This is a genomic window from Bradyrhizobium sp. UFLA06-24 (assembly GCF_054967145.1).
In genome coordinates, this window is sequence record NZ_JADFUE010000033.1 from 36573 (window position 1) to 50030 (window position 13458).

The window sequence follows — 13458 nt, forward strand, 5'->3', positions numbered from 1 at the left end:
CAACTCGATACATTATTGTATCGAGTTGCATTCTGCCCTACCCTGCGCCGATGTCAAGGGTGAGAACCAGACCGACCAGGGACGACACGCGCGATAAGCTGTTCGAGGCGGCTGCACGCGTGTTCGAGCAGGACGGCATCGGCGGCGCCAGCATCGAGGCGATCGCGTCGGAGGCGGGCTTCACCCGCGGCGCGTTCTATTCGAACTTTGCGAGCAAGGACGAGCTGATCTTCGCGATGCTGGAGGATCACGTCGAGCAATCGATCCGGCGCAACATGGAGATCCTGGCGAAGCACGACAATCTCGACGACTTCATCGCGGCCTTGAAGACGATGGATCGCGGCCGGCAGGATCCCCTCACCCGCTCCCCACTGCTGCACATCGAGATGATCCTGTTCGTCGCGCGCGCCGAGAAGCGCCGGCCCGAGCTCGCCAAGCGGCTGCGCGCCCGGCGCAAGCTGATCGCCGACATCGTCGAGGCGACATTGAAGGGTAAAGCGAATGGCGAGAGGTTGGATTCACCCTGGATGGCCGCGGTCGTGCTGGCGCTGGAAGACGGCTTTCGCCTGCACCGGCTGATCGATCCGGAGACAACGCCGGCCGACAGCTTCTTGCGCGCGATCACGGATCTGCGGCGGAGGACGGGGCTGGGGCCGAGCTGAAGGCAAATACTTGAGCTTGGGATGTCGGTTTCCACGGATGAAGCAGACTCAAGGCAGGCAATTTCGTCATCTCGTCTTTTGACCCGTTGCGGACCTCGGACCTCACAATTAAAGGTTGGACTTTGAGGCCAAGCCGTCAGCCTCAAGTGGACGCCTCAAAAGGCTAATTTATGCTGCATTCCGACACCGACGAAACGCCGCCAAGAAGACAGCTTATTGCGGACGCGATGATCGTTGATGGTCGAGGACGCGTCTTTGTGCAAAGGCGCTCATCGACGCGTCGCTTATTTCCCGGGTGTTGGGACTTAATCGGCGGGCACGTCGAAGACGGCGAGGACGTTTCTTCTGCTCTGCGCCGCGAAATACATGAGGAGACAGGCTGGTACCTCAAGAACATCGTTCTTGAAATATCACCAAAGTATTGGAGCTATGGGCCGACACCCTACGAAGAACGACAGTTCATTGTGACCGTCGATGGGGACCTCACAAACCCAGCTCTGGAAACCGACAAAGTATCAGAAGCTCTCTGGGTTGATCGCGCGAACGTGGAGAAGCTCAAAGAGAACCGTAAGCCGGATGACCAATTGATCTACAATTCGGTGGTGGAGGCTCTGAAAGCTCTGGAGACAGTACGGCCTCGGATATGAGGTTGTCGTTGCGATTTGCTCCGCAACCGCGACTTCCTCTGTTGGCCCATGGCTGCCTCACCAGCGTGAGCTTCCCTTGTCCGCAGCCAAGGGCAAGGCGGACAGGCACGCATTTGCGTGCTGATCTCAAACGGACGACACGTGTCTTATGCCGACCGCCTCACCGCGCCCTCGACCACTCCCGAAGCAACATCCAATCGCCCCAGCATCGCCATAGCCTGCTCGGCGCAATGTTCGATCAGCCAGCGCTCGAAGGCGACCGGGGCGAGCGCGGGGGCGTAGAGGAAGCCCTGCACGACGTCGCAGCCGAGCTCGGTCAGCATCTTGCGCTGGCCTTCGGTCTCTACGCCTTCGGCGACGACGGTCAGCCTGAGGCCCTGGCCGACGCGCACCACGGCGGTGGCGATCGCGAGCGCGGCTGCATCCTTGTCGATGTCGCGCATGAAACTGCGGTCGATCTTCAGCTCGCGGATCGGCAGATGCGCGAGCCGGCTGAGGCTGGAATAACCGGTGCCGAAATCATCGACCGAAAGCCCGACGCCGAGCTCGCGGATCGCATGCATCGTCTCCAGCGCGGCGGCACCGTCCTGCATGAACGTGCCTTCGGTGATCTCCAGCATCAGGGCATCGGGCGGCAGCGCATGTTCGGCGAGAATGTCCTTGAGCCGCGCGGCCAGCGCGACGTTGCGGAAATTGAGCGGCGACAGGTTCACGGACACGCTCGGAATGTTGAGCCCGGCGCGGCGCCAAATCGCCATCTGCCGGCAGGCCTCGCGCACCGACCACAGGCCGATCTGCTCGATCAGGCCGCACTCTTCGGCGAGCGGAATGAACTTGGCCGGCGAGACGTCGCCGAGCGCGGCATCGTGCCAGCGCGCCAGCGCCTCGACGCCGTGGATGGCGCGATCGCAGCTGCGGACCTGCGGCTGATAGAACAGGCTCAGCGCATTGTCGGCAATGGCGCGGCGGAGCGCTGCGATCATCGCCAGTCGCTGCTCGGCAAGGCCGTTCATCTCGGCGCTGAACATGCGATGGGTCGACCGGCCCGCCTGTTTGGCCATGTACATGGCGGCGTCGGCCTGCTGCATCAGCGTGTCGATGTCGGTGGCGTGGTCGGGATAGAGGCTGATGCCGATGCTGGCCGACATCGGCATCAGCTTCGATCCGAGCCGCAAGGGAGTGGCCAGCGCCTCGGTGATGCCGGCTGCGACGCGCTCGGCGTCCTGTGCATTCCGGTGCGGCAGCAGGACCACGAACTCGTCGCCGCCTAGCCGGCCCAACATGTCCTCAGGCCCGATCTGCTCGCGCAGGCGCTGCGCCAGCTGAACCAGCAGTTCGTCGCCGGCGGCGTGGCCGAGCGTGTCGTTGACGTCCTTGAAATGGTCGACGTCGAGAAAAGCCAGCGCGACATGGCCGCCGGTCGGACAGGCGTCGATCGCGGTCGTGATCAGGTGCCGCAATTGCGCGCGGTTCGGCAAGCCGGTGAGGATATCGTGATAGGCGAGCCGCGCGATCTCGGCGCGCGCCTCCTTGCGTTCGATCGCGAAAGCGCCGAGGTCGACGCAGGCCTCGACGATGCGCCGGTGCCAGTTGCTCGGCGCGCGCGGCTCCCGATAATAGAAAGCAAACGTCGCGATGACCCGGCCGTCCTTGGCCTTGACCGGTGTCGACCAGCAGGCACGCAAGCCTATCGCCAGCGGCATCGTCTTATAGGGCTGCCAGCGTGGATCGGTATCGAGATCGGTCGCAAGCACCGGCTCGCCATAGAAGGCCGCTGTGCCGCAGGAGCCGACATTGGGCCCGATGGCGAGGCCATCCAGCGCGCGGGAATAGTCCTCTGGCAGGCTTGGACCGCCGAGCGGATGGACCAGGCCGGCGGCATCGATGTGCAGCAGCGAGCAGACCACGTCGGGCGCGATTTCCTCGACGCGGCGGCACAGCCTGTCGGCGATCTCGGCGATCGGGACCTCGTCGGCGAGCGCGCTCATGATCAGTTGCTGGAGCGAGCGCAGCTGCTTGGTCTCGGTGATGTCCTCGAGCAGCGCAAAGAAATGCTTGACCCGCCCCTTCTTGTCGCGGAAGGCATCGATCCGGGCGCAAACCCAGATCTCTTGGCCGGATTTGTCGTAGACCAGCACCTCGGCCTCGCCGCGACGGCCACCACGCATCAGGCGTTCGATGACCCTGGCAATGGCCTTCCGATCGGTATGGCAGCCGGCGATGAGATCGCCTGCGCGACGCCCTTCGGCCTCGCCGCTGCTGTAGCCGAACAGTGTCGTGAAGGCCGAATTGACGTAGACGATGTTCTGCTCGACATCGCTGATGATGACCGCGCGGTTGGTCTGGTCGGAGACGGTGTTGAGCAGCCCGATCCTGACGCGGCGCTCGGCATCGGCAGTGACATCGCGCGCGAACACGATGTGATGGAGCGCGCCGCCTGTGGTCACCGAGGACAGCGCAATCTGGACCTTGATCCGGCTGCCGTCGCAACGAACCAGGCTGATCTCGTCACGAAAATCCGCGACCGGGTCGGCCTGAAGGCATTTGAGCGTGAGAATTGCAGCGTCGTGGCCGAGCACATCGGCCCGCGCGAACTTCCAGATCCGCTCCGCACCGGCGTTGAAATGAGTGATGCGACGCGCGTCATCGACGATGACGATGCCGTCGTCGGCGCATTCGAGCGCCGCGCGCAGCACATCAGGCATTTCGGTCACGGGGGCGTCAGCAGACATCGTTGGACCCGGCAGGATCGGGAAGATATGGCAATGAGCCCGAAGCTAACGCTGCGATGGTGTCCAAGACGTTCTTGTCGCTGGCCTCGGTTCCGGCAAGCCGCGACATGCTTAACAGTCTTTGAAAGGCGCGACGGTAATCCGTTGCAGAAGGAACCTAGTTTGTCGCGCGAAGCCTGTGCAGCCGGCCCGCCACCGCCCGCACCTTGCCAGGCGAGGCACGCCAGACCGACAGCGCCGAGAGCAGGCTCACGAGAATGCCGATTGCAAAGGCCAGCGTGTAATCGCCGGCGCGATCATAGAGGAGGCCCGTCAGCCAAGGACCGGCGGCACCGCCCGCGAGTGCCGCGAGCATGATCGTGCCGAAGATGCTGCCCTGATGTCGGCCCTGGAAAATCTCGAACACCACCGCCCCCATGATCGAGGTGAGGCCGTAGCCGAGCGCCCCTTGCGTGAACACCATCAGCCAGACCAGCCACAGCGAGGGCTGATATTTCAGCGCGATCAGCGCCGAAAAGCAGATCGCAAAGCCGGCGCAGCTGATCGCCCAGACCCATTCCCGTCCGATCCGGTCGGAGACGTGGCCGAGCAGGATCTGGCCGGGAATGCCGAGCAGGCTGACAGCGCCGAGCGCCCAGACCGCAATGCTCGGGCTGAAGCCGATGTCGAGCAGGAACTTGGTCTGATGCACCTGCACCGCGTACCAGATGTACAGCCCGCAGAAATAGCCGAACGCGATCCACCAGAACCGGGCCGTCGCAACCGCCCGTGCGAGCGTCCAATCGGTGCTGGCCCAGGCCGGATCGACGATGTTCGAGACCGGCTTTGCGGCGCCCACGGCCGGCGTGGCGTCTCCGTCCGGCTGAAGGCCAAGGTCTTCGGGACGTTTGTGGAGGAGCAGGTTGATCGGCGCCAGCACGATCAGGATCGTCAGGCCCATCGCGGTGCAGGCGGTGCGCCAGCCGGTCTGCTCGATCATGTGCTGCACCCATGGCAGCAGCGTCATCGAACCGATGCCGACGCCGGCAAAGGCGATACCGATGGCAAATCCGCGCTTGCGGATAAACCAGTTCGGCAGGAACAGCGACTGGCCGGAATAGCCGAGGCACACGGAGCCGGCGCCGACCATCACGCCGAGCGTCAGATAGAGATGCCAGGGCTGGCTGGTGAGCGGGGCGAGCAGCAGCCCGCCGGCCATCAGCGCGACGCCGAGCTCCATCACCGCGCGCGGGCCTGCACGGTCCATCAGCCGTCCGATCAACGGACTGGCGACGCCCGAGGCGACGAATCCGAACGAGAAAGCGCCCGCGGTGACGCCGCGCTCCCAGCCGAATTCGGAGATGATCGGCGGAAAGAACAGCGAGAAGGCGGTGCGCGCGTTGACGCCGATGGCCATGGTGACGAACGTCACGGCAACCACGACCCAGCCGTAGAAGAACGGAAGTCGCATTTTCTTGTTTCATCCCTGGACGATCCTTCGGACCATCTGGGGACGCGCGGGTCAAGCGATTTTCACGGACGCGGCTTGGGGCCGAGCGCTCAGGCTGCGTCGCGTTGCGAACGCGAGCTCGGCCCGTCGAGCTCGATCTCGGCGATCGGGCGCGGGCGGCCGAACAGATAGCCTTGCGCGAAATTGACGCCGAGCGCCTTCAGCCGCTCGAACTCCTCCGATGTCTCGACACCCTCGGCGGTGACCGCCATGTCGAGCCCGCGCGCCAGCGTCACGATCGAGGAGATGATGGCGGAAGAGCGCGGCTGGTGCGTGAGGCTGCGGATGAAGGATTTGTCGATCTTGATCTTGTCGAACGGGAACGCGGTGAGATAGCTGAGCGAGGAATAGCCGGTGCCGAAATCGTCGAGCGCGAGCTCGATGCCGATGCCCTTCAACCGTTCCATGAAGGCGTGGTTCTCGGCGCCGCGCTCCAGCAGGACGGATTCGGTGATCTCGATCTCGAGCCGCTGCGGCGACAGACCGGAATCGTGCAAGGCGGCGCAGATGACGTCGAACAGATCGGCTTCCTTGAACTGGATCGGCGACAGGTTCACCGCGACCATCAGATCGGACGGCCAGCTCGCGGCATCCGCGCAGGCGCTGCGCAGCACGAATTCGCCGAGCGGCACGATCAGCCCGGTCTCCTCGGCGAGCGCAATGAACTGATCCGGCGGGATCAGCCCGCGCACCGGATGGCGCCAGCGCACCAGCGCCTCGAAGCCGCGCCGCGCGCCGGTGCCGGCGTCCATGAAGGGCTGATAATGCACCTCGAGCTGACAGCGCGCGATGGCATCGCGCAGATCCCCCTCCAGCGTGTTGCGCGCCTCGAGCTCCGCCGACATCGCCTCGTCGTAGATGGTGAAGCAGTTGCGGCCGGCCGATTTCGAGCGGTAGAGCGCAAGATCCGCCTTCTTCAGCAGCTGCTCCTGGTCGCTACCGTGATCCGGCGCGATCGCGATGCCGATGCTGGTGCCGATCTCCACGCGATGTCCCGGCAGCAGGAACGGCTCGGAGACGAGCTTGGCGATCCGCGCGGCGAGTTCGGTGGAAGCGGCGCGCTGGTCATCGCAGCCCTCCTGGATGATGGCGAATTCGTCGCCCCCGAGCCGCGCCAGCACGTCGGTGGAGCGCACCGCGGATTTCAGCCGCTGCGCCACCAGTCGCAGCAGCGCATCGCCGGCGCCATGACCGAGGGAATCGTTGACGTTCTTGAAGCGATCGAGATCGAGCATCAGGATCGAGAAGGTCCAGCCACCATCCTTCAGCTGGCTGTTGAGCTCGTCGAGCCGGGCGAGGAAGAAGGCGCGGTTCGGCAAGCCCGTGAGCACGTCGGTCTGCGCCAACTCGAGCACGCGACGGTTGGCCAGCGACAGCCGCCGCGAATTGCGGCTTGCGAGCATCAGATAGGTCGAAAGCGACAGCGTCAGCAGCATGCCGACGGTCAGCACGGCGCCCGCGCGGTCATAACTCGTTTCCAGCGCACCGCCGGCGGTCGGAACCGCCCGCACCTGCCAATCGGTGTCGCCGATCCTGAGGCCGCCCGACCAGTGCCGTCCGCGCGCGACATCGCCGATCGATTGCGGCGCGGCCGCTGCGGAGGCGTAATCGGGCAGCATGTCGTCCAGGCTGATGGTACGCGCGTCGAAGGGCTGATAGACGTTCACGCTGACTGCGGGGCTCGCCCCGGTCCTGACGCGGATGGCCTGCATCAGCAAGGGCAAGTCGAAGATGCCGACAACGAAGCCGGTGATGTTGCGGCGGCGATCGGCGATGGTCTCACGCGATGTGCCCTTGGCGTAGACGGGCACGATCACCAGCACGTTCGGCAATTTGCTGTCTTCGTTGCGGGCATAGAGCTCGGTGCGGATGGCGGCGATGTCGTCATTGTCGCGAGCGCGCTCGAGCACCGCCTTGCGGTCCGGCACGCTCATATAGTCCATGCCATAGACGGGCGATGTCTTCGGCTGCGTCGAATAGAAGACGGGGAAATACTCCTCCCCTTGCGGCGCGGTGACGAAGCCCTTGCCATCGAGCGCCTTGATGCGATAGCCGGACACGCCGTCTGCAGTCGCGGCAGCCTCGTATTCGGCGCGCTCCTTGCGGCTGATCCGCGGCAGCCAGCCGACGCGCAGCAAGCCGGGATAGCGCTCGAACAGCCGGCCGCTGAACGTCTCGAACTCGCTGCGCGTGACCCCCTCGTTGGAGGATTCGAACAGCGTCCGCAGCGCCACGAGCCGGCTGATATATTCGTTCATGCCGTTCTGCATGACGATCGATTGCGTTTCGGCGGCGTTCTCGAACTCGATCTTGTTGACGCGATCTTCCCAGCGCGCCACCGCCGCGGCGCCTGCGAGCGAGAACAGCAAGCCAAGGGCGGCCGCGACCAGAGCAGGGCGATACAGGCCGAGCAGCGTCGCATCGCGCCAGCGGCCAGTCTTACGCCTTCGACCCGGATCGTTCTGATCGCGATCGCCCATCTTAATCCCGTCACGTCCCTCGGCGCGGCGTCCGAACTTAGGGTTGAGCCACCGCGGTGACTATCGGACAAGGATCGGAGTTAAGAACCGTACAACATTGGAACTCGTCCATCTCGCATCGCGAGATGTAGTTAACGAATGACCTTCGCATTGCCAAAATCAGGTAGCCATTTGCCGTTTTTACCCGCAGTCCTACGGAGCACTCCGTCGGCTCCGGTTAGCGCCCTGTTCAGCCTGCAGACCTATCGTCGGCGTCACTTTGTGCATCCGGCGAGCTCACTCATGAAACGATCGCGCGCAGCGATAGGCGTCGCACTCGCCGCCGCCTTCTCGGCGGCGGCGACGCTGACGGCACGCGGCGACGAGGTCGGCGTCAGCAGGGACGCAATCCTGTTCGGCCAGGCCGCGGCGCTCGAGGGTCCCTCTTCCGTGCTCGGGCAACACATGCGGCGCGGCATCGTCGCCGCGTTCAACGAGATCAATGCCAGAGGCGGCGTCTACGGCCGCAAGCTCCAGCTCATCAGCCGCGACGATGGCTACGATCCCGACCGCTCGGTGGCGCAAACGCTCAGGCTCGTCGAAGACGACAAGGTGTTCGCGTTGATCGGCGCGGTGGGGACGCCGACTGCGATCGCGACCATCCCGATGACCAGCGCTCGCAACATTCCCTTCATCGGACCGTTCAGCGGCGCCGAATTCCTACGCGATCCCGAACTGTCGAATGTGGTGAACATTCGCGCCAGCTACAGCGCGGAGACGGAGACCCTCATCAAGCATCTCACCGAGGATCGTCACTTCACCCGGATCGGCATCTTCTACCAGGACGATTCCTTCGGCCGCGACGGGCTTGCCGGCGTGAAGAACGCGCTTGCCAGGCGCGGGCTCGAACTCGCCGCCGAAGGCACCTTCGAGCGCAACACGCGTGCGGTCAGCGCGGGCTGGCGCACCATCAAGCGCGCCGAGCCCGAGGCGATCGTGATCGTCGGCACATACGGTCCGAGCGCCGAGTTCATCAAGCTCGCGCACCACAACGGTGCCTATCCCACCTTCGTCAACATCTCCTTCGTCGGCGCCACCGCGCTTGCCCGCGAGCTCGGCCCGGACGGCGAAGGCGTCATCGTCTCCCAGGTCGTGCCGTTTCCCTGGGATCGCTCGATCAAGCTCGTCGCCGACTACCAGGCGGCACAGATCGCGCTCGATCCTACGATCACACCGGACTTCGTCTCGCTCGAAGGCTACATCTCCGGCCGCCTCGCCGCGGCCGCGCTGGAAAAAGCCGGACCAAATCCGACCCGCGCGGGCCTGCTGGACACGATCAACGCGACCGGCCGCTTCGACATCAGCGGCAGCCTCGTCACTGTCGGCGCGCGCGCCGGCGAGGCACCGCCAAAGGTGTTTCTGACGGTGATCCAGAAGGACGGGACGTTCAAGGCGGTGGACCGGCTGTAGCGTCACTCAAGGGCGCCTCGTCCAGCGCTCGGCGTTGACGGCGCCCGGCGGCACCTCGCCTTTGCTGATCGCCTCGACCTGCCGCACGGTTTCCAGCGACTGATATTCAATCGCCTGCGGCGTCAGCCCGCCGACATGAGGCGTCGCGATGACGTTCGGAAGCTTCGCCAGCTCCGGCGTCGGCATCTGGTCGGGCGCGCGGCCGACGTCCATCGCCGCGCCGGCGATGCGGTTCTCCAGCAGCGCCTTGGCGAGCGCGGCTTCGTCGACCAGATTACCGCGCGACAGATTGATGAAGACGGCATGCTTCTGCATCCGCGCAAGCGCCGCCTCCCCGATCAGCTTTTCGGTCTGCTCGTTGGCGATGGCAAGGCACACGACATAGTCGGACGCCGCGAGAAGCTCCTCCAGCGCGACGTGCCTGAGCGCGGTGTCAGCGACAGTGGCGAAAGGATCGGCGACCAGCACCTCCATCCGCAGCACCTTGGCGATCTCGGCGAGATAGCGGCCGATGCTGCCATAGCCGATGATGCCGATCGTGCTGCCGGCGAGCTGGCGGCCCATCCGCGCTTCCGGCTTGCGGCCGGCGTGGTAATCCGCCGTGGTCCGCGACACGCCGCGGGACAGATCGACCATTAAGCCGACCGCGAGCTCGGCGACCGCCTGGACGAAGCCGGGACCGGCACGGGTCACCAGCACGCCGGCCTGCGAGGCCGCCTCGACATCGACGTTGCGGATGTCGACGGCGCAGCGGACGAAGGCACGCAGGCGCGGCAATAGCGCGAAGATCTCGCCGCGGCCTTCGGTCATGCGATCGGCGACGATGATGTCGGCATCCTTGGCCGCAGTCACGAGGCCGGCCGCATCGAGCGCCTGATCGCCCTCGTGGAGGATCACGTCAGCAATCGCGCGCAGGCCGTTCAGGCTGCGATCGCCGTAATAATTGCGGCGCATCTCCGGCGTATGGGCCAGCAGGACTTTCACGACGGCACTCCTTCAATAGCCGAATGCGCGCGGCAAGGCGGTCGAGAGCCAGGGCACGAAGGCGATGACGAGCAGACAGAGGAACAACAGGCCGAGATAGCCCAGGATCGGCTTCACCGTCTGCTCGATCGGCACGTTGCCGATCAGGCAGGCGCCGTAGAGCCCGAGCCCAAGCGGGGGCGCAAACAGGCCGATGCCCATTGCGATCACGAGGACGACGCCGAAATGCAGGGGATCGATGCCGAGCTGCACCGCAACCGGCAGCAGCAGCGGCCCGAAGATGATCAGCGCGGCCGCGCCTTCCAGCACCGAGCCCATCACGATCAGCACGGCGATCGCGAGAAGGATGAACAGCCAGACGCCCGAGGTTTTAGACAACGAAAGCATGAAGTCGCCGACCGCATGCGGCACCTGTTGCAGGGTCAGCGTGAACGCGAGCGACTGCGCGGCGGCGACGATGAACAGCACGAGACCCGCACGCGTCGCCGCCTGCACGAAACTATGCGCCGCCGATCTGAAGCTGAGCTCACGGAACACCACGCTGCCAACGATGAGCGCATAGGCGACCGCGAAGGCCGAGATTTCGGTTGCGGTGGCAAAGCCGCTCTTGAAGCCGAAGAAGATCAGGAAGATCAGACCGAACGAGGCGATCGCGCCGCTCCACAGGCCCGACACCGCCACCTGCGGTTCGACCTCTTCGGCGTCCGCGCGTGGCTTGCCGGAGATGATGGAGAAGGCGATCAGAACCGCCGCCATCAGCGCCGCCGGCAACAGCCCCGCCATGAACAGGCCGCCGATCGACAGGTTCGCGACGAAGCCCAAAATGATCAGGTTGATGCAGGGCGGAATGGTCTCCGCCATCACTGCGGACGCCGCAAGCAGCGCGACCGCGCCGCCGGGATTCTGCCGGGAGCGACGTGCCGCCGGAATCAGCACGGAACCGACCGCGGCGACATCGGCCATCTTAGAGCCCGAGATGCCCGAGAACAGCACCATCGAGGCCACCATCACCACGTTCAGTCCGCCGCGCATGCGCCCCACAGCGCGCTGCAGCAGCTCGATCAGGCGCACCGACATGCCGTTGGCTTCCATGAGGTAGCCGACGAGGATGAAGAACGGGATTGCAAGCAGCACGAAATTGTCGATGCCGCGCGCCATCTGCTGGGCGAAGATGACGCCCGGCAGCGCGCCCTCGACCCAGATGAAGATCAGCGCGGCCAGCGCCAGCGCAAATCCGATCGGCAAGCCGCCGAACAACGTGGCGAAGAAGCCGATCAGCATCAGCGTGCCCGCCGACCGCACCGATGACGGCGACAGGTAATCCCAGGCGAGATAGAGCCCGGTGACGATGGCGACGGCGACCAGGCCTCTGACGATCTCCGGCAGCGGCCGCGCGCAGAGATGATCGATCGCGAACACCGTCATGAACAGCGCACCGATGCCCATCGGATAGAAGGTGAGCTCGAGCGGCAGGCCCGAACCGGTGGTCTGCCCCGATGTCAGCGAACCCAGCTTGATCGCGTTGTAGGCGACATAGCCGGAGATCAGCACGACGAGCACGGCGCTCGCCGCGTCGACCAGCGTTCGCAGCCGCTGCGGCAACAGATCGCGAAAGAAGGACACGCCGACATTCTCGCCGCGTGCGAGTGCGCTCGCCGCGCCGAAGAAGGCCGAGCCGACCATCAATCCGCGCGCAACATCATCCGACCATTCGACCGGCGCGTTGAAGAAGAAACGCAACAACACCGAGCCGCAGACGACCGCGAGATCGGCAGCCAGCAAGATGGCTGCGATCGTGTCGCTGCAACGGAGCAGCAGCGCAATACTGCCGTGTCGACCGCCCGAGAGGGGCAAGGCGCCGGTCATGGCCATTTCGGATTTGGCCATCTCAGGCTTGCGTCGAACGAATGATGTCGATGACCGCCTTGGATTCCGGCCGCGCCTTGATGAAGTTCTCCGTCTGCGGTGCCACGCGCTTCTTGAAGGCTTCGCGGTCGCATTCGGCCACCGTCACGCCCTTCTCGGTGAGCGCAGCCAGTGCCTCCTTCTCGACCGCGAGCCCGTGCGTCCGCGTATCGGCCGCGGCCTTCTTCGCGGCGTCGAGAAAGCCTTCGCGCAGCTTCGGATCCATGCGGTTGAAGGTCGCATCGCTGAAGTAGATCGCAAGCGGCGAGAAATTGTGCTGCGTCAGCGCGTAGAACTTCGCGGCCTCATAGAACTTGCTGGCGAGGATCGTCGGAGGATCGTGCTCGAGGCCGTCCAGCACGCCGGCCTGCAGCGCCGTGTAGATTTCGCCGAACGCCAGCGGCGTCGCGGCAGCGCCCATCAGCCGCAGGCATTCGGTAATGACGGGATTGGGCAGCGTCCTGATCTTGAGACCGGCGAGATCCTCCGGCGTCTTCACCGGCTTCTTCGCGAACACGCTGCGCGAGCCGAAATTATAGGCCCAGGCGATGATACGGATGTTGCTGCCCTTGAGCAGCGCGTCCTCGATCGGCTTGGCGGCGCCGGCGTCGAACGCCTTGGTCTGCTGCGGAAAGCTCGAGAACAGGAAGCCGAGATCGTAGGTGCCGACCAGCGGCACCAGATTGGCCGAGATCGAAGAGCCGGAGACCATGAGGTCGATGACGCCGAGCTTCACCGAATTGATGACGTCGATTTCCTGCCCAAGCTGATTGTCCGGAAAGAAGGCGACCTCGACCTGCTCGCCGAGCCCGTTGCCCTTCAGATTCTTGACGAGATTGTCGTAGTAGACGCGGCCGTTGGCAAATTTGGGATCGTTCGGCAGCGAGGAGGAGCATTTCAGCTTCAGCGTTGCAGCTTCAGCGCGGCCGATGATGGCGGGAGAGAGCACGAGACCGGCGGTCACCCCGGTCGACGACCTCAGGAACGCGCGACGGCTGACGGGCACGAGGGTCATGGTTTCTCTCCCCAATATTCTTGTTTGCAGCCGCGCTCGTTGACACGGCCTGTTGCGCAGACTGTATGGCCAAAGCGACGGAGCAGGCAAGGCTC

The 13458-nt window shown here is 64.7% G+C and carries 9 protein-coding genes; 3 read left to right on the top strand and 6 right to left on the bottom strand.

Annotated features, from left to right (window positions below; all coding sequences use genetic code 11):
* The first annotated feature begins 50 nt into the window (after nt 1-50).
* Nucleotides 51-662, top strand: coding sequence for a TetR/AcrR family transcriptional regulator (locus tag IF809_RS24225; RefSeq protein ID WP_453982449.1), 612 nt, complete (start codon nt 51-53; stop codon nt 660-662).
* Nucleotides 663-832: 170 nt separating this feature from the next.
* Entirely contained in the window at nt 833-1309 is a 477-nt protein-coding gene (locus tag IF809_RS24230) for an NUDIX domain-containing protein (protein WP_453982448.1), read from the top strand.
* Between the two features lie 146 nt (nt 1310-1455).
* Here the strand turns inward: IF809_RS24230 and IF809_RS24235 are convergent, their stop codons facing one another.
* The 3 genes from IF809_RS24235 to IF809_RS24245 form a co-directional block, all read right to left on the bottom strand.
* Nucleotides 1456-4041 carry an EAL domain-containing protein gene (locus tag IF809_RS24235; protein ID WP_462838752.1) on the bottom strand — a complete coding sequence of 862 codons (2586 nt, stop codon included), beginning with the start codon at nt 4039-4041 and terminating at the stop codon, nt 1456-1458.
* Nucleotides 4042-4198: 157 nt separating this feature from the next.
* Nucleotides 4199-5491, bottom strand: a complete 1293-nt coding sequence (locus tag IF809_RS24240) for an MFS transporter (RefSeq protein ID WP_453982446.1) — start codon at nt 5489-5491, stop codon at nt 4199-4201.
* Between the two features lie 89 nt (nt 5492-5580).
* Nucleotides 5581-8010 carry a bifunctional diguanylate cyclase/phosphodiesterase gene (locus IF809_RS24245; RefSeq protein WP_462838753.1) on the bottom strand — a complete coding sequence of 810 codons (2430 nt, stop codon included), beginning with the start codon at nt 8008-8010 and terminating at the stop codon, nt 5581-5583.
* 282 nt (nt 8011-8292) lie between these two features.
* On the opposite strand from IF809_RS24245, the gene IF809_RS24250 reads away from it, so the two are divergent.
* Complete coding sequence (locus IF809_RS24250) at nt 8293-9459, top strand: ABC transporter substrate-binding protein (protein WP_462838754.1); 1167 nt, start codon at nt 8293-8295, stop codon at nt 9457-9459.
* A gap of 6 nt (nt 9460-9465) precedes the next feature.
* Here IF809_RS24250 and IF809_RS24255 read toward each other — a convergent pair whose 3' ends face one another.
* From IF809_RS24255 to IF809_RS24265, 3 genes are read right to left on the bottom strand one after another with little or no spacing between them, the layout of a single operon-like run.
* A complete protein-coding gene (locus IF809_RS24255; RefSeq protein ID WP_462838755.1) occupies nt 9466-10443 on the bottom strand; it encodes an NAD(P)-dependent oxidoreductase in 978 nt (325 codons plus the stop codon).
* Nucleotides 10444-10455: 12 nt separating this feature from the next.
* Complete coding sequence (locus IF809_RS24260) at nt 10456-12309, bottom strand: TRAP transporter large permease (RefSeq protein WP_462838765.1); 1854 nt, start codon at nt 12307-12309, stop codon at nt 10456-10458.
* Between the two features lie 22 nt (nt 12310-12331).
* On the bottom strand, nt 12332-13363 hold the full coding sequence (locus IF809_RS24265; RefSeq protein ID WP_462838756.1) for a TRAP transporter substrate-binding protein: 1032 nt from the start codon (nt 13361-13363) through the stop codon (nt 12332-12334).
* Between the last annotated feature and the right edge of the window lie 95 nt (nt 13364-13458).